This is a genomic window from Streptomyces sp. NBC_00691 (assembly GCF_036226665.1).
Lineage (GTDB): Bacteria > Actinomycetota > Actinomycetes > Streptomycetales > Streptomycetaceae > Streptomyces.
The window spans coordinates 1,250,254-1,271,346 of the sequence record NZ_CP109007.1; the positions used below are offsets into that span (position 1 = coordinate 1,250,254).

The 21,093-nt window shown below is 72.6% G+C and carries 14 protein-coding genes; 8 read left to right on the forward strand and 6 right to left on the reverse strand.

What is annotated here, in order from left to right; genetic code table 11:
* Positions 1 to 2: 2 nt before the first annotated feature.
* Both mltG and OG392_RS05465 read right to left on the reverse strand, forming a co-directional pair.
* A complete protein-coding gene (gene mltG / locus OG392_RS05460) occupies positions 3 to 893 on the reverse strand; it encodes an endolytic transglycosylase MltG (RefSeq protein WP_329276190.1) in 891 nt (296 codons plus the stop codon).
* Positions 894 to 1,199: 306 nt separating this feature from the next.
* Complete coding sequence (locus tag OG392_RS05465) at positions 1,200 to 3,110, reverse strand: ABC transporter ATP-binding protein (RefSeq protein ID WP_329276191.1); 1,911 nt, start codon at positions 3,108 to 3,110, stop codon at positions 1,200 to 1,202.
* A gap of 90 nt (positions 3,111 to 3,200) precedes the next feature.
* On the opposite strand from OG392_RS05465, the gene OG392_RS05470 reads away from it, so the two are divergent.
* The 3 genes from OG392_RS05470 (at position 3,201) to OG392_RS05480 (ending at position 8,292) form a co-directional block, all read left to right on the forward strand.
* A complete protein-coding gene (locus tag OG392_RS05470; RefSeq protein ID WP_329276192.1) occupies positions 3,201 to 3,689 on the forward strand; it encodes a MarR family winged helix-turn-helix transcriptional regulator in 489 nt (162 codons plus the stop codon).
* 37 nt (positions 3,690 to 3,726) lie between these two features.
* Positions 3,727 to 6,651, forward strand: coding sequence for an FAD-binding and (Fe-S)-binding domain-containing protein (locus OG392_RS05475; protein WP_329276194.1), 2,925 nt, complete (start codon positions 3,727 to 3,729; stop codon positions 6,649 to 6,651).
* A 225-nt stretch (positions 6,652 to 6,876) separates the two neighbouring features.
* A complete protein-coding gene (locus OG392_RS05480) occupies positions 6,877 to 8,292 on the forward strand; it encodes a Gfo/Idh/MocA family protein (protein ID WP_329276196.1) in 1,416 nt (471 codons plus the stop codon).
* Between the two features lie 101 nt (positions 8,293 to 8,393).
* On the opposite strand, the gene OG392_RS05485 is transcribed toward OG392_RS05480, so the two are convergent.
* Complete coding sequence (locus tag OG392_RS05485) at positions 8,394 to 10,010, reverse strand: peptide-N4-asparagine amidase (RefSeq protein WP_329276198.1); 1,617 nt, start codon at positions 10,008 to 10,010, stop codon at positions 8,394 to 8,396.
* 192 nt (positions 10,011 to 10,202) lie between these two features.
* Between OG392_RS05485 and OG392_RS05490 the strand changes: the two genes are divergently transcribed.
* The gene (locus OG392_RS05490; protein WP_329276199.1) at positions 10,203 to 12,080 is read left to right on the forward strand and encodes an ABC transporter ATP-binding protein; all 1,878 of its coding nucleotides are present in this window, start codon (positions 10,203 to 10,205) and stop codon (positions 12,078 to 12,080) included.
* Positions 12,077 to 13,858, forward strand: coding sequence for an ABC transporter ATP-binding protein (locus OG392_RS05495; protein WP_329276200.1), 1,782 nt, complete (start codon positions 12,077 to 12,079; stop codon positions 13,856 to 13,858). The genes OG392_RS05490 and OG392_RS05495 overlap by 4 nt, the downstream gene beginning before the upstream one ends.
* 71 nt (positions 13,859 to 13,929) lie before the next feature.
* On the opposite strand, the gene OG392_RS05500 is transcribed toward OG392_RS05495, so the two are convergent.
* Positions 13,930 to 14,637 (reverse strand): NAD(P)-dependent oxidoreductase, encoded by a 708-nt coding sequence (locus tag OG392_RS05500; protein WP_329276202.1) that lies wholly within the window; start codon positions 14,635 to 14,637, stop codon positions 13,930 to 13,932.
* A gap of 124 nt (positions 14,638 to 14,761) precedes the next feature.
* Between OG392_RS05500 and OG392_RS05505 the strand changes: the two genes are divergently transcribed.
* Positions 14,762 to 15,589 (forward strand): TetR/AcrR family transcriptional regulator, encoded by an 828-nt coding sequence (locus tag OG392_RS05505; RefSeq protein WP_329276203.1) that lies wholly within the window; start codon positions 14,762 to 14,764, stop codon positions 15,587 to 15,589.
* Positions 15,590 to 15,624: 35 nt separating this feature from the next.
* Here OG392_RS05505 and OG392_RS05510 read toward each other — a convergent pair whose 3' ends face one another.
* Complete coding sequence (locus OG392_RS05510) at positions 15,625 to 16,416, reverse strand: metal-dependent hydrolase (protein WP_329276205.1); 792 nt, start codon at positions 16,414 to 16,416, stop codon at positions 15,625 to 15,627.
* Positions 16,417 to 16,547: 131 nt separating this feature from the next.
* On the opposite strand from OG392_RS05510, the gene OG392_RS05515 reads away from it, so the two are divergent.
* Together OG392_RS05515 and OG392_RS05520 are read left to right on the forward strand one after the other, a co-directional pair.
* Positions 16,548 to 19,061 (forward strand): DEAD/DEAH box helicase, encoded by a 2,514-nt coding sequence (locus OG392_RS05515; RefSeq protein WP_329276207.1) that lies wholly within the window; start codon positions 16,548 to 16,550, stop codon positions 19,059 to 19,061.
* A gap of 14 nt (positions 19,062 to 19,075) precedes the next feature.
* On the forward strand, positions 19,076 to 19,939 hold the full coding sequence (locus OG392_RS05520; protein WP_329276208.1) for an acyl-CoA thioesterase: 864 nt from the start codon (positions 19,076 to 19,078) through the stop codon (positions 19,937 to 19,939).
* A gap of 67 nt (positions 19,940 to 20,006) precedes the next feature.
* On the opposite strand, the gene OG392_RS05525 is transcribed toward OG392_RS05520, so the two are convergent.
* Positions 20,007 to 21,077, reverse strand: a complete 1,071-nt coding sequence (locus OG392_RS05525) for an RNA ligase (ATP) (protein ID WP_329276210.1) — start codon at positions 21,075 to 21,077, stop codon at positions 20,007 to 20,009.
* Between the last annotated feature and the right edge of the window lie 16 nt (positions 21,078 to 21,093).

The following is a 21,093-nucleotide window of genomic DNA, read 5'->3' on the forward strand; positions in this document are numbered from 1 at the left end:
GCTCAGCCCTTCTCGGCACCCCGGTTGGCGTTGAACTCGGCCACGTTCGTCCGGTGGACCGCGTAGTCGGCGGTGAACCGCGTGTCCCCGGGGGCCACGGTGACGAAGTAGAGCCAGTCGCCGTCCGCCGGACGGATGACCGCGTCCATCGCCTCGTCCCCCGGATTGCCGATGGGTGTCGGCGGAAGGCCCTTGCGCTCGTAGGTGTTGTACGGGCTCTTGAGCCGGGTGTCCTCCGCCGTGGTGTCCACGGTGCTGCGTCCGAGCGCGTAGTTGAGGGTCGAGTCCATCTGGAGGGCCATGCCCCGGGCGAGCCGGTTGTGGACGACCCGGGCGACCTTGGCCATGTCCTCCGGGTTGTCGGCCTCGGCCTGGACGATGCTGGCCGCGATCACCGTCTCGTACACGCTCATGCCGTGCGCCCGCGCGCCCTCGACGATCCGGGCCGCCCCGAAGCGCTTCCCGGCCGTGTCGACCATGAAGCGGAGCAGCTCCTCGGGGGTCGTGGCGTCGAGCACGGGATACGTGGCCGGGAACAGGTAGCCCTCGGGGTTGCCTCCGGCGGCCGCGGGCAGCGGGAGGGCGGACGCGGACGCGGCCTTCCGTGCGGCGCCTTCCGGCAGGCCGAGCGCCCGGTCGACCGCCGTGTAGACCTGGCGGGCCCGCCAGCCCTCGGGGACGAGGAACGCGCGCGGCTGCTCGACGGCCGGTTCGTCGCGTGTCAGGAACAGCGGCACGGTGACGGCGACGGCCACGGCGACCAGCGCGCCGAGGAGGAGGGCGAGGCGGCCGCGCCGGGTGAGCCGGGGACGGCGTCGGGACGGACGGAGGCGCGGCGGGAGGGAAGGGCGGCGGTGCGGGGGTGCGTACGGGGAGGGAGGCCGGTACGTCATGGCCGCACGCTAACCCGCCGCCCCCGGGAATCCCGGGAGCCCGCGCACGCGGCGGCGCCGCCGCTTCCCTGGGACGGGGAACCGACGGCGCCGGGGCACTGCGATCGTCAGACGAGCCAGCCCAGGAAGTGGACGACGCCGGCGAGCAGGTTGGTGATGACGTTCATGGTGGTGCTTCTCCTCGTACAGGTACGCCGGTGGGACCGACGCTTGAGTGGGACCGCGCGGTCACGGTCTGCAGCCCGTCGATCGCGCACCGCAATCATCTGACGCCGTAGGGGAGTTGAGCAACGAATCCCGGAACGATCACACGTTCTGGGGAACAACCGCTCCCGCGTTCGTCTGTTCGGTGGGCCCGGTCGATCCCGTCGCACCCGTCGACGCCCGCGGCGCCCCGGCACCCGCGACTGCCGCGCTCCGCGCGTCCCGCCGGACCAGGGCCGCGTACTTCCCGTCCCGGGCGAGCAGCTCGTCATGCGTGCCGCGCTCCGCGATCCGGCCCGCCTCCAGGACGACGATCTGGTCGGCGTCGCGGACGGTGGAGAGCCGGTGGGCGATGGTGATCGTGGTCCGGCCGGCCGACAGGGCGTCGATGGCCTGCTGCACGGCGTGCTCCGTACGGGTGTCGAGGGCGCTGGTGGCCTCGTCGAGGATCAGTACGGGCGGGTCGCGCAGGATGGTGCGGGCGATGGCCAGGCGCTGCTTCTCGCCGCCCGAGAAGCGGTAGCCCCGCTCGCCGACCAGGGTGTCGTACCCCTCGGGCAACGAGGCGATGTGGTCGTGGATCTGGGCGGCGCGGGCGGCCGCCTCGATCTCCTCGTCGGTGGCCTCCGGCTTGGCGAAGCGGAGGTTGTCGGCGACGGAGGCGTGGAAGAGGTAGGTCTCCTGGGAGACGACGCCGACCGCGCGGGCCAGCGTGTCGAAGTCCAGGTCGCGCACGTCGACCCCGTCGAGGGTGACGCGGCCGCCGGTGACGTCGTAGAGCCGCGGCACCAGGTAGCTGAGGGTGGACTTGCCGGAGCCGGTGGGGCCGACGACGGCCAGACTGCCCCCGGCGGGCACGGTCAGGTCGACGTCGTCGAGCGTCGGACGGCCGGCGCCTTCGGGGTCGTAGCGGAACGCGACCTTCTCGAAGGCGACCTCGCCGCGCACCTCGGCGATCCGGACGGGCTCGGCGGGCTCGGTGATGTCCACCGGCAGATCGAGGTACTCGAAGATGCGCTGGAAGAGCGCGAGGGACGTCTGCATCTGCACGCCGGTGGAGAGCAGGCTGACGGCGGGCCGGAAGAGGCCCTGCTGGAGCGAGACGAAGGCGACGAGGGTGCCGAGCGAGATGGCCGCCCCGCCGGAGCCCAGGGCGATGCCGGCGGCCCAGTAGATCAGGGCGGGCATGGCGGCCATGACGATCCCGATGGTGGACATCCGCCACCGTCCGGCCATGGAGGAGCGCACTTCGAGGTCGACGAGGCGCTCGGACTCCTCGGCGAAGGACCTGGTCAGGGAGTCGGCGCGGCCCATGGTCCGGCCGAGCAGGATGCCGCTGACCGAGAGGGACTCGGTGACGGTCGCGGCCATGGCGGCCATCTGCTTCTGACGCTGGGTGGTGATCCGCTTGCGCTCGTTGCCCACGCGGCGGCTGATCCAGACGAAGACCGGCAGCAGGAGCAGGGAGACGAGGGTGAGCCGCCAGTCGAGGGCGAGCATCGCGGCGACGGTCGCGACGACGGCGGTGAGGTTGGAGACGAGCGAGGTGGCCGTGGAGGTCACGGTCGCCTGCATGCCGCCGATGTCGTTGGCGATGCGGGACTGCACCTCGCCCGTACGCGTGCGCGTGAAGAAGGCGAGCGGCATCCGCTGGAGCTGCTCGTAGACCCCGGTGCGCAGGTCGTGCATGACGCGCTGGCCGACGGTGGTGGAGATGAGGGTCTGGAGCACGCCGAAGACGCTGGTCAGCACGGCGGTGGCGATCATGCCGAGGGCGAGCAGGCTGAGCAGCCCGGTGCGCCCCTGGGGGATCGCGGTGTCGAGGATCTCCTTGAGCAGGAAGGGGGAGGCGACGGTGACGAGCGAGGCGGCGCCGACCAGCAGGCCGACGAGCACGAGGCGGGCACGGTAGGGGCGGAAGAGCCGCAGGATGCGCCCCAGCTGCGCGGGCTCCTTCGGCTGCGAGGAGTCGCGGGGCGGGGGCGTCCAGTCGGACTGGTCGTGGGGGCGCATGGGCTCCTTCGAGGGTTCGGCGATGTCGACGAGAGCTTAGCTCATTGTTACCTATACTCACAATGAACAAGGTCCTGATATTGTTCCCGCATGAGCACCTCCGCCGTCCCGACCGGACCCGGCCGTTCGAGGGAACCCGACACCGAGGGCGCCGACGGCCTCCTCGCCGAGCAGCTGCTGCGCCTCACCCGGCGTCTGCACCGCATCCAGAAGCACCACCTGGAGCCGGTCGGCATCACGCCCGCCCAGTCCAGGCTGCTCCGCACGGTCGCGCACTTCGGGGAGCCGCCCCGGATGGCCGATCTCGCGGCCCGGCTCGAGGTCGTCCCGCGTGCGGTGACCAGTCTCGTCGACGGCCTCGAGGCCGTCGACCGGGTGCGCCGGGTGCCCGACCCGGGCAACCGCCGGGTGGTGCGCATCGAGCTCACCGACGCGGGCCGCGCCACGCTGCGGGAGCTGCGCAGCGCGCGCCGGGCGGCCGCAGAGGACATCCTTGCTCCATTGACCGCCGCACAGCGCGAGGTGCTCGGAGGTCTGCTGACCGCCCTGGTCGACCCCGGCCCGGAGGGCGGCTGCTGACCCCCGGAGGCGCGGACGCGCGAAGGGGAGCCGTGACATGCCGCTGTTCGAGCCGAACCCGCAGGCCCTACGCCCCGGTACGAAGCGGAGTCCGTCCCCGGACCGCGTGCCGGAGCTCCAGGCCCGGGGGACGCCGAGGCGGCTGCGCGAGGAGCTGACCGAGTTCCTCGGCCCGGAGAAGGTCCTCTCGAAGATCTCCGACCTGGTGCGGTACGCCTCCGACGCCAGCCCGTACCGCTTCGTCCCACAGGTCGTCGTGGTCGCCGAGGACATCGACGACATCTCCACGATCCTGTCGTACGCGCACGGCAAGGGCCGCGAGGTCGTCTTCCGGGCGGCGGGGACCAGCCTCAACGGGCAGGCGCAGGGCGAGGACATCCTGGTCGACGTGCGCCGCCACTGGGCGGGCGTCGAGGTCCTGGACGGCGGTGCGCGGGCCAGGATCCGCCCCGGCACCACCGTCGTCCGGGCCAACGCGGCGCTCGCCCCGTACGGACGGGTCCTGGGGCCTGATCCGGCCAGCGCCATCGCCTGCACGATCGGCGGGGTCGTCGCCAACAACGCTTCCGGCATGACGGCCGGGACGACGAGGAACTCGTACCGGACGGTCGCCTCGCTCACCTTCGTCCTGCCCAGCGGGACCGTGGTCGACACGGCCGACCCGGCCGCCGACGAGGAGCTGGCGCGCGCCGAGCCGAGGCTGTGCGCCGAGCTGATGCGGCTCAAGGCGGAGATCGAGGCGGACACCGCGCTCACCGAGCGGATCCGCGCCAAGTACGCCATCAAGAACACCAACGGCTACCGGCTGGACGCCTTCCTCGACGGGGACACCCCCGTGCGCATCCTGCGGGGGCTCATGGTGGGCTCCGAGGGCACCTTCGGTTTCATCTCCGAGGTCGTCTTCGACACGCTGCCGCTGGACCGCGAGGTGTCCTCGGCCCTGCTCTTCTTCCCCTCGCTGCCGGCGGCGGCCGAGGCCGTCCCCCGCTTCAACGCGGCGGGGGCGCTCGCCGTCGAGCTGATGGACGGCAACACCCTGCGGGCCTCGGTGAGCGTGGCGGGCGTCCCGGCGGACTGGGCGGAGCTGCCCAGGGAGACGGCGGCGCTCCTGGTCGAGTTCCGGGCGCCGCACGCGACGGAGCGGGAGGCGTACGAGCGGGCGGCGGAGGAGGTCCTCGCCGGTCTCGACCTGGTGGCCCCGGTGGCCTCCGTGGAGAATGCGTTCACCACGGACCCGAAGCGGATCGCCGGCTACTGGAAGGCCCGCAAGGCCTTCGTCACGGCGGTCGGCGGCTCACGCCCCTCCGGTACGACCCTGATCACCGAGGACTTCGCGGTGCCCCCGGCCCGGCTCGCGGAGGCCTGCGAGGCGCTGCTCGACCTGCAGTCCCGGCACGGCTTCGACGCCGCCGTGGCCGGTCACGCCGCGCACGGCAACCTCCACTTCCTGCTCGCCTTCGACGCGGGCGACCCCACCGACGTCGAGCGGTACGCGGCCTTCATGGACGAGTTCTGCAAGCTGACCGTGGAGCGCTTCGACGGCTCCCTCAAGGCGGAGCACGCCACCGGCCGCAACATCGCGCCGTTCCTGGAGCTGGAGTGGGGGACGCGGGCGACCGACCTGATGTGGCGGGTGAAGGAGGCCATCGACCCCGACGGGGTGCTCGCCCCGCGGATCGTCCTGGACCGCGATCCGCACGCCCATCTGCGGGGCCTCAAGACGATCCCGACCGTGGAGCGCATCGCCGATCCCTGCATCGAGTGCGGATTCTGCGAACCCACCTGTCCGAGCGGTGATCTGACGACCACTCCGCGCCAGCGGATCGTGCTGCGCCGGGAGATGATGCGGCAGCGCGACGGCTCGCCGGTCGAGGCGCGTCTCCTGGAGTCGTACGGCTACGACGCCGTCGACACCTGCGCCGGCGACTCCACCTGCAAGCTGGCCTGCCCGGTCGGGATCGACACGGGCGCGCTGATGAAGGACTTCCGGCACGAGCGGCACACCTCGGGCGAGGAGCGGGTCGCCGCCCTGGCCGCGAGGAACTTCCGGGCGGCGGAGGCCTCCGCGCGGCTCGCGGTCGCCGCGGCCGACCGGATCGGCGACCGCGTCCTGAAGTCGGTGACGGGCCTGGCCCGCCGGGCGGTCAGCACCGACCTCGTACCGGAGTGGCTGCCGGAGATCCCGGGCGCGGCGGCGCGGCGGCTGCCCCGCACCCACCGTCCGGCGGCGGTCGCCGTCTACTACCCGGCCTGTGTGAACCGGATCTTCGGGAACCCGGACGGCGAGCGGGGTCCCTCCCTCCCGGAGGCCGTGGTCGCGCTGTCTGCGCGGGCGGGGAAGCCGGTGTGGATCCCCGACGACGTGGCCGGGACCTGCTGCGCGACGATCTGGCACTCCAAGGGGTACCAGCGGGGCAACGAGGTGATGGCGAACCGGATCGTCGAGGCGGCCTGGGGGTGGACCGCGGGCGGAACGCTGCCGCTGGTGGTGGACGCGTCCTCGTGCACGCTGGGCATCGCGCACGAGGTCGTGCCGTACCTGACGGAGGACAACCGGACGCTGCACGCCGAGATGACGGTGGTCGACTCGCTGGTGTGGGCTGCGGACGAGCTGCTCCCCCGGCTGGACGTCCGCCGCCGGGTCGGCTCCGCCGTGGTCCATCCGACCTGCTCGATGCGGCACCTGGGCGATGAGGAGAAGCTGACGGAACTCGCGCGGGCCTGCGCGGATGAGGTCGTCGTCCCCACCGACGCGGGCTGCTGCGCCTTCGCGGGCGACCGGGGCATGCTGCACCCGGAGCTGACGGCCTCGGCGACGGCGCGGGAGGCGGCCGAGGTGACGGCACGGCCCTTCGACGTGCATCTCTCGGCCAACCGGATGTGCGAGATCGGGATGGACCGGGCGACGGGCCGCAGGTACGGATCGGTGCTCCTCGCCCTGGAGCACGCGACACGGCCCTGACGCCCTGCCCGTTCCTGACGGCCCCTCACCCCCTGGGGTGGGGGGCCTTTCGTACGTTCGGGTGAGGCTGGGTGCCCGGTACGGCTCGGTCCGAGATCCGGAACAGTACAGTCCAACCACCCCTCACAGGTGACCCATCGGCGCCCTTGCGCACCGTCGGTCACCGGGGCCGGGTTCCTGAGCGGGATTCATGAGACAGCCGTGCCCACAGCTCCGGGAGGTTCCATGAACGAGCAGCCACCGCACGACCCGAGCCGCCGCAAGGTCCTCAGGACCACCGCCGCCGTGGCCGGGACGGGAATCGGTCTCGGCGCCCTCGGCGTCCCGGCCGCGGAGGCGGCGACCCCGGCGGCCGCTCCGGCCGCCGCCCCCGCCGCGGCGGCGCCGAAACGCCTCGGCGCCACCATGGCCGGGGTCCCCTTCGAGGGCCGCTCCACCGTCCGGGTCGGCATCGTCGGTTTCGGCAACCGGGGCGCCGGCATGATCGGCCACTTCCTCTCGCTCCCCGGTGTCCGGGTCAACGCCGTCTGCGACCCGGTGCGCGACAAGGCCGAGCGGGCGGCCGCGACGGTCGTCGCCGCGGGGCAGCCCGCCCCCGCCGTCTACGCGAACGGCGAGAACGACTACGAGAACCTCTGCGCCCGCACCGACCTCGACCTCGTGTACGTGGCCACCCCCTGGGAGACCCACTTCCCGATCGCCCGCGCGGCGATGCTGGGCGGCAAGCACGTCGGCGTGGAGTGTCCGGTCGCGATGCGGCTCGAGGAACTCTGGGAACTCGTCGACCTGTCGGAGCGGACCCGCCGCCACTGCATGCAGCTGGAGAACTGCTGCTACGGCCGGAACGAGATGCGTGTGCTGCGGATGGCGCACGCCGGGAAGTTCGGCCGGCTCCTGCACGGAGCGGGGGCGTACAACCACGACCTGCGCGGTCTGATGTTCTCCCCGACGTACTACGAGGGGCCCTGGCGGCGGCGCTGGCACACGCAGTTGAAGGGCGACCTCTACCCCAATCACGGCTTCGGTCCCGTCGCCAACTACATGGACGTCAACCGGGGCGACCGGGCGGTGAGCATCAGCAGCTTCGGGACGCCGGCGCTCGGCCTCGCCGAGTACCGCGAGGAGCACATGCCGGCCGGCGACCCCAGCTGGAAGGAGACGTACATCGGGAGCGACCGGACGATCAGCCTGATCCAGACCGACCAGGGCCGGGTCATCCGCCTGGAGCACGACGTCTCCACCCCGCACCCGTACAGCAGGATCAACAGTCTCGGCGGCACCCGGGGCGTCTTCGAGGACTATCCGGCGCGGATCTACCTGGAGCCGGACCACAAGGACGACGAGTGGGCCGACTTCTCGGCGTACGCGGGCGCGTTCGACCACTGGCTCTGGAAGGACCACGCCGACCCGCCGGGCGGTCACGGCGGCATGGACTACATCATGGTCTACCGGCTGATGCAGTGCATGCGGCTCGGGCTGCCACCGGACTTCGACGTCTACGACGCCGCCACCTGGACGGCGCCCGTGCCGCTGAGCCACGCCTCCATCAAGGCGAAGGGCGCGCCGCAGGAGATTCCCGACTTCACGCGCGGGGAGTGGCGCAAGGCCCGCTCGGGCGTGGACTCGGTGAGACCGGCCTGACGTCGGCTCTCCCGGCGTCGCGACGACCGGCCTCCCCGTGCATGGGGGCCGGTCGTCGCGCACGGGCCGGGCATCGCGCACCGGGGCCGGGCCCGCCCCGTTCAGCAGCGGCGGAGGTCCTGGGTGAGCGTGCCCTGAGCGGTGGTCAAGGTCCGGTCGTGGCAGCCCCCGGAGCCGTACAGCCGGTAGCGCTCGCGCGTGGTGCCGACCGCGTGCCGCTGATCGCGCGGGACGCCGGCGGTGTACGTGGCGTCCCCGGTGTACGTGTCGTCGAGCCGGGACCAGGACAGGCGCCGTCCGTCGCGCAGCACGACGGTGTCGGCGCGGTCCCCGAGGGTGAGGACGGTCCGCAGCCGGTCGCCCGCGCCGATCGTGGTCTCGCCGTCCATCGTGTACGTCCGGTCCGCGTGGGTGACGGTCCGGCCGCTGGTCACGGTCTCGCGGTCGGTCCAGCGCGCGGTGAACGCGTCCGGGTTCTCCCCCTCGCCCCAGCGGTGCGCGGAGGTGTGGGCGACGGTCCGGTCGACGGTGGTGGCGACCCGGCCGTGCGAGGTGTTCAGGTGTCCGGCGACGGTGAGCCGGTGGCCGGCGTCGGTGTCGACCCGGTGGAGGGAGTCCGGGGTGCCCGGCGTGTGGACGGAGGAGTTGCGCGGGGTGGTCTCCTCGTGGCGGTCGAGTCCGCCGGTGACGACCCGGCTGCCCTCGTCCTGCCAGAGGAGCACGTTGGCGGGGGTGGACCAGCCCGACTGTCCGGCCGGGACCCCGGCGACGGCCACCTCCACGCGGTGGGCGCGTCCGTCGTTGAGGACGGCGGCGAAGGGGGTCAGGTCGTACAGGATCGGCTGGACGTCGAAGGCGCGCGGCCCGGGGGTGACGTACCAGAGGAAGGGGTTCGACCAGCCGCCGGTCCAGACCGTGGGGAAGGGGGCGGCGATGCCGGCGAGGCGTCCGTCGACCGAGACGCGGACCTCCCGGTGAGGTCCGTCGGTGGCCCGGCAGGAGTAGGGCGCACCGTCGGGGACGGAGAGGTACCAGTACTCCTCGCAGCCGCCGCCGGAGCCGGTGGCGTACACCTCGGCGAGGACGCGCTCGGTGTTGCGCGGGGTCGTGAGGGTGGGTCCGGTGAGGGGGATCACCCGGTCGGGCGTACCGGCGGCGGGCTTCACCCGGCCCTGGGCGGTGTGGAAGGTGAGGGTCACGCGGACGTCGAGGACACCGGTGTAGGTCTCGTTCACGACATTGCCGATGAGCATCTCGACGGCGCCGGGGCGGCTGAGGGTGTCGCGGTACCGGGTGACGTCCTTCTCGACCGACCAGGTGATGCCGTCGGGTGAGGGCTGCGGTGTGGAGGTGCGGAGGATCTCCACACCGCCGACGGTGAGGTGTCCGAGGCGGTCGTACTGGCGGCCCTTCACGTTTCCTTCGAGGCGCAGGACGACCTTGTTCCAGCGGGTGCCGCACTCCTTCGGCGGAGCGTATCGGCCCTGGTAGGGCGTGAAGTCGCGGAACTGGGCGGCGGCTAGGGTGACCTGACAGCTGCGGGTGCCGGGGGTCTCGACGGGCGGGGCGGCGGTGACCGGGTCGTGCCAGTCGTTCGCGAACTCGGCGGGGGGCGTCGGGCCGTTCGGACCCTCGGCGGCGGCCGGTTGGGCGGTGAGGAGCGCGCCCGCGGCGAGGACCAGACCGCTGAGCATGCTCATGATCTTGAGTGATCTCATGGGGCTGGAGTGAAGCGCGCCCGGAGCCGTGCGGTCCAGAGGACGATGAGCGGACATGGCGCGATCTGTTCCCCTGTGGGGAAAATCGATTGCCGCTCCTGGGGGAAGACGCGAGCCTTGCACGGCCTTCCCCGCCGTCGCACACCCCCGGCGCGCGTTCCCCCCGACGAGACCCGGAGACCCTGGGACGCCATGCAGATTCGAGATCTTCCCTACGCCGACCCAGGGGTCCCCGACGTCCGCTCGGGCACCCGCTTCCTCGTGTGGCTCGGCCGTCAACAGCTCGGCGGACAGGTGAAGTCCATGCTGTGGGGGCTTCTGCACCACCTGGGCATCGCCGGACTGCCCCTCGGCATCGGCATCGCCGTGCAGTCGGTCGTGGACCGCGACGGCGGGCGCCTCGGGCTCGCCGGTGTGCTGCTCGTGGTGCTCGGCGCCGCGATCTCGGTCGGTGACGTGATGCTGCACCGCACCGCCGTCACCAACTGGATCACGGCCGCCGCCCGTGTCCAGCAGCTCCTCGCCCGCAAGACCGCCGAGCTGGGCTCGGTCCTCACCCGGCGGGTCGCAGCGGGCGAGGTCGTCGCCGTGTCCACCGGCGACGTCGAGAAGATCGGCTGGTTCGTCGAGGCCCTGTCGCGGTTCGCCGCGGGCGCCGTCGTGCTCGTCGTCATCTGCGTCGGCCTCGTCGTCTACCAGCCCGCCCTGGGCGTCGTCGTGGCCGTCGGCATCCCGGTCCTCGCCCTCGCCGTGCTGCCGCTGCTCCCCCGCGCCACGCGCCGGGCGGACGTCCAGCGCGAGAAGGCGGGCAGAGCCACCGAGCTCGCCTCCGACACCGTCGCCGGGCTCCGTGTGCTGCGCGGCATCGGCGGCGAGGAGCTGTTCCTCGGCCGCTACCGCGCCGCCTCCCAGGAGGTCCGCGCGGCCGCCGTCCGCAGTGCCCGCATGTGGGCGCTGATCTCGGCGATCCAGGTCGTGCTGCCCGGCATCCTGCTCATCGTGGTGGTGGCGTACGGCGCGCGGCTCGCGTTCGACGGGCGGATCACCGTCGGCGAACTGGTCACCGTCTACAGCGCGGTGGCCCTGACCTACCACCCGCTGCGCAACTTCGAGGAGATCGCCATGGCCTTCTCCTTCTCCCGGCCGTCCGCGAAGCGGGCCGCCCGGGTCCTGGCACTGGCCCGCACGACCGGCACCACCACCGGCGAGGTCGGGGCCGGGGACCGCGAGGCCACCGGCGACCTGTACGACCCGCTGACCGGGCTGCTCGCCCCGGCCGGTCGCTTCACCGCGGTCGTCTGCGGCGACCCGGACGTGGCCGGACGGCTCGCGGACCGGCTCGGCGGCCACCCCGCCGAGCCGGGTGAGGACCACACCTCGGTGCTGCTCGGCGGAGTCCCTCTCGACGAACTGCCGCTGGACACCGCCCGTACGGCCGTCCTCGTCCAGGACAAGGAGCCGGTGCTGCTCTCGGGCACCCTCCACGAGCTGCTCGACGTGCCCCGCTCCGGCGAGGTGCTGCCGGACCGGGCCCTGGCCGCCGCCCGGTGCGACGACGTCCTCGACGCGCTCGCCCAGGCGTCCGTGGACACCGACGGCGATCCGATGCGCACTCGCATCACCGAGCGGGGCCGGTCGCTCTCCGGCGGCCAGCGTCAGCGGCTCGCCCTCGCACGCTCCCTGGTGACCGACCCGGAGGTGCTCGTCCTCGACGAGCCCACCTCGGCGGTCGACGCGCACACCGAGGCCCGGGTCGCCACCGGCATCGGCACCTTGCGCGCGGGCCGGACCACCGTGGTCCTGGCCTCCTCGCCGCTGCTCCTGGACCGCGCCGACCGGGTGGTCCTGGTCCACGAGGGCCAGGCCGTCGCCGTCGGCACCCACCGTGAACTGCTCGCCCGTGAGCCCCGCTACCGCGCGGTCGTCACCCGCGAGACCGATGACGAACTCGCCGCGGCGACACCGTCCGCCGACGTGCCCGGCCCGCTCGACGCGGTCACCGGTGGCGGTCCGGCCGACGCGCTCGACGCGGCCGATGAGCTCGAAGCACTGGAAGGGGAATCGGCATGATCGGCCTGGCGCCACCGGAGTACGACCCGGCGGCCCCCACGACGGCGACGACACTGCCCGTCGCCGCCGACGCGACCGTCCGCGGCTACGTACGCGAACTGCTGCGCCGCCACCGCAGGGCGTTCGCGCTGCTCGTCGGGGTGAACGCGGTCGCCGTGGTCGCCTCGATGGCCGGCCCCTACCTGCTCGGATCGGTGGTGGACGGGCTGGCCACGGGCGCGCGTGAACTCCATCTGGAGCGCACGATCGCCCTGTTCGCCGCCGCGCTGCTCGTCCAGACCCTCTTCGTCCGGCTCGTCCGGCTGCGCGGGGCCATGCTCGGCGAGGAGATGCTCGCCGACCTGCGGGAGGACTTCCTCGTCCGCGCGGTCGGCCTGCCGCCCGGCGTCCTGGAACGGGCCGGTACGGGTGACCTGCTCTCCCGTATCACCACGGACGTCGACCGGCTCTCCAACGCGATGCGCGAGGCCGTGCCCCAGCTGGCCATCGGCGTCGTGTGGGCCGGACTGCTGCTCGGTGGCCTCGCGGTCACGGCGCCGCCGCTGGCGCTCGCCGCGCTGCTCGCCGCGCCGCTGCTCATCGTGGTCTCCCGGTGGTACTTCCGGCGGGCGCCGGCCGCGTACCGGTCGGAGTCCGCGGGGTACGCGGCGGTGGCCGCGGCCCTCGCCGAGACGGTCGACGCGGGTCGCACGGTCGAGTCGCACCGCCTCGGCGCGCGCCGGATCGCGCTGTCGAACCGGCGGATCTCGGAGTGGGTCGCCTGGGAGAGGTACACGCTCTTCCTGCGCTCGGTGCTCTTCCCCGCCGTCAACCTCACCCATACGACGGTGCTGCTCGCCGTGCTCCTCCTCGGCGGGGTGTTCGTCCTCCAGGGCTGGATCGACGTCGGGCAGCTGACGACGGGAGCACTGCTCTCCCAGATGCTGGTGGACCCGATCGGCATCGTGCTCCGCTGGTACGACGAGCTCCAGGTCGCGCAGGTGTCCCTGGCCCGGCTCGTCGGCGTCCGCGACATCGAGCCGGAGGCGGGCGACACGGAGGTACGGCCCGAGGGCCGGGCCGTCCGGGCGGACGACGTCCGGTTCGGCTACCGCGAGGGGGTCGACGTGCTGCACGAGGTGTCCCTGAAGGTGGCACCGGGCACCCGGCTGGCCCTGGTCGGCCCGTCCGGCGCGGGCAAGTCGACCCTCGGCCGCCTCCTCGCGGGCATCTACGCCCCGCGGACCGGCTCGGTCACCCTCGGCGCGGCCGAGCTGGCGCGGATGCCCGCCGAGCGGATCCGTGAGCACGTGGCCCTGGTCAATCAGGAGCACCACGTCTTCGTGGGCTCGCTCCGCGACAATCTGCTCCTGGCCCGGACCGGGGCCACGGACACCGAGCTGTGGGCGGCACTCACGGCGGTGGACGCGGAGGGCTGGGCGCGGGGCCTCGACGAGGGCCTGGACACCGAGGTCGGCTCGGGCGGCCGGGCGCTGACGCCGGCGCAGGCCCAGCAGATCGCCCTGGCCCGACTCGTCCTGGCGGATCCGCACACCCTGGTCCTGGACGAGGCGACCTCGTTGCTCGACCCCCGGGCGGCCCGGCATCTGGAGCGGTCCCTCGGCCGGGTCCTGGACGGCCGGACGGTCGTGGCCATCGCGCACCGGCTGCACACCGCGCACGACGCCGACCTGATCGCGGTGGTCGAGTCCGGCCGGATCAGCGAGCTGGGCAGCCACGCGGAACTGGTGGCGGCGGACGGGGCGTACGCGGCGCTGTGGAGGTCCTGGCACGGGTGACACCGAACGGGAGGGGGCCGGGCCGGGGCGTCGGAAGACGTACCGCCCGGCACCCTCCCGTCGGCTCCGGTTCAGTAGCCGATCGTGAACCGGCGCTGGACGAAACGGGGCAGTTCCGCCTCGTCGACGAGGGCCACGGCCGCGTCCTCCGCGGAGACGCGGCTGCGTCCTTCGGCGTCGCGGACCGGCTGGTCCTCGCCGACGCGGAAGCGGCCGGTGCGCTCGCCGGGCGCGATGTCCTCGGCGGGGCTGAAGTAGGTCCAGCGGCGGTTGGAGGTGCGCAGCACGTTCAGGGCGTCGCGGTGGCCGCGTACCGCCGCCGCGTAGGCGCGGGGCAGGCCGACGCCGTCGAGGGTCTCGTGGAGACGGTCCTCCGCGTCGGCGAGCACCACGCCGGGCTCGATCTCCAGGCTGCCGGCGCCGCCGATCACGATGAGCCGGGTCCTGGGGTGGCTTTCGAGGGCCTTGAGCAGGGCGCGGGCCGCGGTGGCGTAGACCCCGGCGTCGGCGATCGAACGCCGGACGGTGTCCGCCATGTCCTGGGCGGCGTTCCCGGGCTGGAAGGCGCTGATGAGGACGTCCAGTCCGGGCAGGACGGCGGCGACGGCGGCCGGGTCGAGGACGTCGAGGCTCTGCCAGGTGATGTTCTCCCGGGCCTCCCGGGCCGCCGCCTCCGTGGCGTCGCGGCTGAATGCCCTGATGTGGTGCCCGCGTCCCAGTGCCTCCGCGACGACGCGGCTGCCGATGGTGCCGGTGGCTCCGACGACTCCGATGTGCATGGCTCTCCCCTGTGCTCGCACGCTTCGGCGCGTCACTGACGTAACGCCGTGCGAAAACTATACGCCGTGAAGTTCACGGCGTGCAGTTTCCGTACGGCCACCAAGGGAGGGATAGGCTGCCCGCATGACCGGGACATCAGGAACACGGACGGGGGCCACCCCGGCCGGGCGGGGCCGTCGTGAGCGGCTGCGGGCCGAGACCACGGCCGAGATCAAGGACACGGCCCTGCGCCTGATGGCCTCGGGCGGCCCCGACGCGATCACCCTGCGGGCCATCGCCCGGGAGATGGGGATGACGGCCAACGCGATCTACGGCTACTTCGCCACCCGCGACGACCTGGTCACCACGCTCATCGACGACGTGTACTCGGCGCTGGCCGACGCCGTGGAAGCGGCCTGGGCCGAAGCGGCCGACCGGGGCCCCGCCGACGCGGCGCCCCCGAGCCCCGCCGGAGCCTCCGTCCGAGCCCCGGCCGAATTCTCCTCCGAAGCCCCCGCCGGGGACCCGGCCGCGCGGATCCTCGCCTGGGCCCGCGCCTTCCGCGGCTGGGCCCTGAACCACCCCGAGGGCTTCCGGCTGGTCTACGGCGACCCCGTGCCCGGCTACCGGGCCCCGGCAGAGGGCCCCGCGCCGGACGCGGCCCGCCGGGTCTGCACCGGCCTCGCCGGACTCGCCGCGGCGGCCTGGCCGTACGCCGAACCGCTCTACCGGGACAGCGCGTTCACCTGGGACGACTTCGACGCCGGGCTGCTCGACAAGGTGCGCCCGGCCTTCCCCGACCTGCCGCCGGCCGGCGTCGCCCTCGCGCTACGGCTCTGGGGGCACCTGCACGGACTCGTGGCCCTGGAGGTGTACGGGCATCTCGGCCGGCAGACCACGAGCCCGGACAAGCTCTTCCAGGAGGAGCTGACCCGGCTCGTGACGACGCTGGGCGTCCCCCGCACCGCCTGAACGCCGCGATCCCGGCCTGATCGACGGGACAGCTCCTAGAAGAAGCCGAGCGCCGAGGCTCCGCCCACCCCGCCGAGCACCATGAAGGCGGGCATCAGGACCTTCAGCTCGACCCAGCTGCCGGCCCGGAAGCGCATGGCCTTCGGCGGGCCGATCGGGTACCAGCGCTTCCGGCCGACCGGGATGGGCCAGAGGATCGGGCAGCCGGAGACGGTGAGCGCGTCGCCGATGTCGTGGACGAGGGCACCGACCACGATCGGCAGCCCGAGCCACAGGTACTCCTGACCGGGGCCCGTGAAGAACCAGTCCGAGCCGTTGCCCGGCTTGTCGAGGACGCCCGCGAGGATCCACGCGCTGGTCGCGCCGAGCAGCCAGACCAGCACGTCGCTGGACATCCGGGCGGCCCGCCACAGCAGGCCTTCCACGGCCAGGACCAGGTGCACGAAGAGGATCGCGAGCACCGCCCACCGGCCCCCGGTGACCGCCGCGACGGACGCGCCGCCGCCGATCAGGACCGCCCAGAGCCAGGTGTGGGTGAGGGTCCGGTGACCGCCGGACCTGCGGGGGTCGGCGGTGGAGCGGGTCGCCTTGTAGACGGCGTACGACAGCTTGTCGACGATCTCGCACAGGAGCTTGGAGACCGGTCCGAAGGCCCGCGAGATGGTGGCCGACTTGTGGTCCAGGTCGGGGGCCAGCGCCGCGCCCGCGCAGATGAGGGCGCCGACGACGAGAACCGGCCATGGCATCGGGCGGTCGAAGGCCGCGGCGGCCGCTCCGACACCCAGCCAGGCCGCCGCTCCGGACAGCGAGTGTGCCGGTCCCATCATGGTTGGCCCGCCCCGTTTCTCCCCTGCCGGCGCTCAGTTGACGACCGGTCGACGGACGAGCCTATCGTCCGTGATCTTCGAACCGGTGGCCGGTTCCCTCATCCGAGCGGAATCCAGGCAAGATGGGGGGCGTGACCCTTATCGATCAGCTGCCGCCGACCGCCGACCCCGACGCCCTCTTCGAGGCCTTCTCCTCCTGGGCCGAGGACCGGGGCATCACGCTCTACCCGGCCCAGGAAGAGGCGCTGATCGAGGTCGTCTCCGGGGCCAACGTGATCCTCTCCACGCCCACCGGATCGGGAAAGTCGCTGGTCGCCGCGGCTGCCCACTTCACCGCGCTCGCGAACGACCAGGTGACCTTCTACACCGCGCCGATCAAGGCGCTGGTGTCCGAGAAGTTCTTCGACCTGTGCAAGATCTTCGGCACCGAGAACGTCGGCATGCTGACCGGCGACGCCTCCGTGAACGCGGACGCCCCGGTGATCTGCTGTACCGCCGAGGTGCTGGCCTCCATCGCGCTGCGGGACGGCAAGTACGCCGACATCGGCCAGGTCGTCATGGACGAGTTCCACTTCTACGCCGAGCAGGACCGCGGCTGGGCGTGGCAGATCCCGATCCTGGAACTCCCCCAGGCGCAGTTCGTCCTCATGTCGGCGACGCTCGGCGACGTGTCGATGTTCGAGAAGGACCTGACCCGGCGCACGGGCAAGCCGACCTCGGTGGTCCGCTCGGCGACCCGGCCGGTGCCGCTCTCGTACGAGTACGTGCTCACGCCGATCACGGAAACCCTGACCGAGCTCCTGGAGACCAGGCAGGCTCCGGTGTACATCGTGCACTTCACGCAGGCGCAGGCCGTCGAGCGGGCCCAGTCGCTGATGAGCATCAACATGTGCACGCGCGAGGAGAAGGACAAGATCGCCGAGCTGATCGGCAACTTCCGCTTCACCACCAAGTTCGGCCAGAACCTGTCGCGTTACGTGCGCCACGGCATCGGCGTGCACCACGCGGGCATGCTGCCGAAGTACCGGCGGCTCGTCGAGAAGCTGGCGCAGGCCGGTCTCCTGAAGGTGATCTGCGGGACGGACACGCTCGGCGTGGGCGTGAACGTTCCCATCCGCACGGTCCTCTTCACCGCCCTCACGAAGTACGACGGCAACCGGGTGCGGACCCTGCGCGCGCGTGAGTTCCACCAGATCGCGGGCCGCGCCGGCCGGGCCGGCTTCGACACCGCCGGTTACGTGGTCGCCCAGGCCCCCGAGCACGTCATCGAGAACGAGAAGGCGCTCGCCAAGGCCGGCGACGACCCCAAGAAGCGCCGCAAGGTCGTCCGCAAGAAGGCACCGGAGGGCTTCGTCGCCTGGAGCGACACCACCTTCGACCGGCTCATCGACGCCGAGCCCGAGCCGCTGACCTCGCGCTTCAAGGTCACCAACATCATGCTGCTCTCGGTGATCGCCCGCCCGGGCAACGCCTTCGAGGCGATGCGCAAGCTCCTGGAGGACAACCACGAGCCGCGCAAGGCGCAGCTGCGGCACATCCGCCGCGCCATCGCGATCTACCGCTCCCTGCTCGACGGCGGTGTCGTCGAGCAGCTGGACACGCCGGACGCCGAGGGCCGCACGATCCGTCTGACGGTCGACCTGCAGCAGGACTTCGCACTGAACCAGCCGCTGTCGACGTTCGCGCTCGCCGCCTTCGACCTGCTGGACCCGGAATCCCCCTCGTACGCCCTGGACATGGTCTCGGTCGTCGAGTCGACGCTGGACGACCCGCGCCAGATCCTCGCCGCCATGCAGAACAAGGCGCGCGGCGAGGCCGTCGGGCAGATGAAGGCGGACGGCGTCGAGTACGAGGAGCGGATGGAGCGGCTCCAGGACATCTCGTACCCGAAGCCGCTCGAAGAGCTGCTCTGGCACGCGTACAACGTCTACCGGACGTCGCACCCGTGGGTCGGCGACCACCCGGTGTCGCCGAAGTCGGTCATCCGTGACATGTACGAACGGGCGCTGACCTTCACCGAGTTCACCTCCTGGTACGAGCTGGCGCGGACCGAGGGCATCGTCCTGAGGTACCTCGCGAGCGCGTACAAGGCGCTCGACCACACCATCCCGGACGACCTCAAGACCGAGGACCTGGAGGACCTGATCGCCTGGCTGGGCGAGATGGTGCGCCAGGTGGACTCCTCGCTGCTCGACGAGTGGGAGCAGCTCGCCAACCCCGAGGTGCAGACCGCCGAGGAGGCCCAGGAGAAGGCCGACCAGGTCAAGCCGGTCACGGCCAACGCCCGCGCCTTCCGGGTCCTGGTGCGCAACGCCATGTTCCGCCGGGTGGAGCTCGCGGCCCTCGACAACGTGAGCGCGCTCGGCGAGATGGACGCCGAGGCGGGCTGGGACGCGGACGCGTGGGGCGAGGCGATGGACGCGTACTGGGACGAGTACGAGGACCTCGGTACCGGCCCCGACGCCCGTGGCCCGAAGCTGCTCTCCATCGAGGAGGACGCGGCCCACGGCCTGTGGCGCGTCCGGCAGACCTTCGCCGACCCGAACAACGACCATGACTGGGGCATCAGCGCGGAGGTGGATCTCGCGGCCTCCGACGAGGAGGGCCGCGCGGTCGTCCGCGTGACGTCCGTCGGACAGCTGTAGAGGAGAGGGCTGACGTGACCAATCCCGCCGAGAGGCTCGTCGATCTGCTCGACCTGGAGCAGATCGAGGTCAACATCTTCCGCGGGCGGAGCCCGCAGGAGTCGCTGCAGCGGGTCTTCGGCGGGCAGGTCGCCGGGCAGGCCCTCGTCGCGGCCGGCCGCACCACCGGGGGCGACCGGCCGGTGCACTCGCTGCACGCCTACTTCCTGCGGCCGGGGCGGCCCGGGGTGCCGATCGTCTACCAGGTGGAGCGGGTGCGGGACGGGCGGTCCTTCACGACCCGCCGCGTCACGGCGGTCCAGGAGGGCCGGACGATCTTCAACCTCACGGCCTCCTTCCATCTCCCGGAGGAGGGCGGCTTCGAGCACCAGCTGCCGCCGAGGCACCTGACGGACCCGGAGAGCCTGCCGAACCTCGCGGACGAGATCCGCGAGCACCTGGGGGCGCTGCCGGAGGCCCTGGAGCGGATGGCCCGTCGCCAGCCCTTCGACATCCGGTACGTGGACCGGCTGCGCTGGACCCGGGACGAGGTCAAGGGCGCGGACCCGCGCAGCGCGGTGTGGATGCGGGCCGTGGGGCCGCTCGGCGACGACCCGCTGATCCACACCTGCGCCCTGACGTACGCCTCGGACATGACGCTCCTGGACGCGGTGCGCATCCCGATCGAGCCGCTGTGGGGCCCGCGAGGCTTCGACATGGCGTCGCTGGACCACGCGATGTGGTTCCACCGGCCGTTCCGCGCGGACGAGTGGTTCCTGTACGACCAGGAGTCCCCGATCGCCACGGGCGGCCGGGGACTCGCGCGGGGCCGGATCTACGACCGCGAGGGACAGCTCCTGGTGTCGGTGGTCCAGGAGGGCCTGTTCAGAAAGCTCTGAGCGGGAGGGCGGGGGCGGGCCGGACCGCTCCCCCGGCCGGCTTCCTCGGCCCGTTCCCCCGGCCCGGTCACTCGTACTCGGTGCCGCCCTTGCGCGTCAGGTAGGCCGGGCTGACCGCCTTGGCGATGGCCCGGCCGCCGAGGACCGGGCTGTACCGCTCGGTCGCGGGCCGGATCACGACGCCCTCCCGCAGGTGGGCCTCCCGCCCGGAGACGGTCTCGCGGCCGCTCGCGTGGGCGAGGACCGTGTCCAGGTCGTACGGGCCGGAGTACAGCCGCGGGACGAGCGGGACCTCGCCCGCCTCCAGGACCTCGGCCGGGTCCAGCCACCGGACCCGGCCGTCGATCTCGGCCGAGACGTCGAACAGCGCGTAGCCGACGGTCTGTGAGCGGGCGTCGGCACCGTAGGCCAGGTCCTGCACCCCGGAGCCGTAGACCTCGCCGAAGAAGCCGACCCGGCGGGCGCCGAGACGTTTCGCCAGCCGCTCGGCGACGGCGGGCAGGCCATGGCCGTGGACGGCCCGCCAGTACAGATTGCGCGGGTCCTCCTGGAGGGCCAGGCCCTTCGACCCGAAGCCCTTGGACGAGACCTGGACGCGTCCCTCCTCGGCGAGGAAGGTCAGCAGGCAGGCCGAGCCGTGGAGCTTCTCCGTCAGGACGACGGGCTCGCCGGGCTCGAAGATCTCCGGATAACGCTGGAGGTTCTCGATGTCGACCCAGGGCAGCAGGTCGGGCGCGACCTCCACGTCACCGCTCATGGTCGGCGGTATCGGCGGCACCCACTTGGTGATCCCCAGCGTCTCGGCGAAGTCGGCCCCCTCGGCCGCCGCCCGCACCAGATCGGTGCCGGCGAGCGCGCCGGGCCGGCACACGATGCCCTGCGACAGCTCCCCGCGCAGCCGCACGGCCTTGACCCGGTCCGCCTTCCCGCCGGCGAGCCGTCCGGTCAGGCCGAGCTCCTCGATGAGCGCGGCCGGCAGCACGGCCTGCTCGGGGATGTAGACGGCGGCCTCCCCGGTCCGATACGCCCCCTTGGCGACGACGGCCCGGTAGAGGCCCACCTGGGCCAGCTCCAGGGCGTCGGCGTTCGGATGGGGATGGACGGTCAGGACTTCGGCGGTGACGCGCAGGGTCGACATTCTCAGGACTCCGGTT

Excerpts from the sequence above, each read along its gene's own strand:
- mltG (WP_329276190.1), bottom strand. The coding sequence starts at position 893 with ATGACGTACCGGCCTCCCTCCCCGTACGCACCCCCGCACCGCCGCCCT.
- OG392_RS05465 (WP_329276191.1), bottom strand. The coding sequence starts at position 3,110 with ATGCGCCCCCACGACCAGTCCGACTGGACGCCCCCGCCCCGCGACTCC.
- OG392_RS05470 (WP_329276192.1), top strand. The coding sequence starts at position 3,201 with ATGAGCACCTCCGCCGTCCCGACCGGACCCGGCCGTTCGAGGGAACCC.
- OG392_RS05475 (WP_329276194.1), top strand. The coding sequence starts at position 3,727 with ATGCCGCTGTTCGAGCCGAACCCGCAGGCCCTACGCCCCGGTACGAAG.
- OG392_RS05480 (WP_329276196.1), top strand. The coding sequence starts at position 6,877 with ATGAACGAGCAGCCACCGCACGACCCGAGCCGCCGCAAGGTCCTCAGG.
- OG392_RS05485 (WP_329276198.1), bottom strand. The coding sequence starts at position 10,010 with ATGAGATCACTCAAGATCATGAGCATGCTCAGCGGTCTGGTCCTCGCC.
- OG392_RS05490 (WP_329276199.1), top strand. The coding sequence starts at position 10,203 with ATGCAGATTCGAGATCTTCCCTACGCCGACCCAGGGGTCCCCGACGTC.
- OG392_RS05495 (WP_329276200.1), top strand. The coding sequence starts at position 12,077 with ATGATCGGCCTGGCGCCACCGGAGTACGACCCGGCGGCCCCCACGACG.
- OG392_RS05500 (WP_329276202.1), bottom strand. The coding sequence starts at position 14,637 with ATGCACATCGGAGTCGTCGGAGCCACCGGCACCATCGGCAGCCGCGTC.
- OG392_RS05505 (WP_329276203.1), top strand. The coding sequence starts at position 14,762 with ATGACCGGGACATCAGGAACACGGACGGGGGCCACCCCGGCCGGGCGG.
- OG392_RS05510 (WP_329276205.1), bottom strand. The coding sequence starts at position 16,416 with ATGATGGGACCGGCACACTCGCTGTCCGGAGCGGCGGCCTGGCTGGGT.
- OG392_RS05525 (WP_329276210.1), bottom strand. The coding sequence starts at position 21,077 with ATGTCGACCCTGCGCGTCACCGCCGAAGTCCTGACCGTCCATCCCCAT.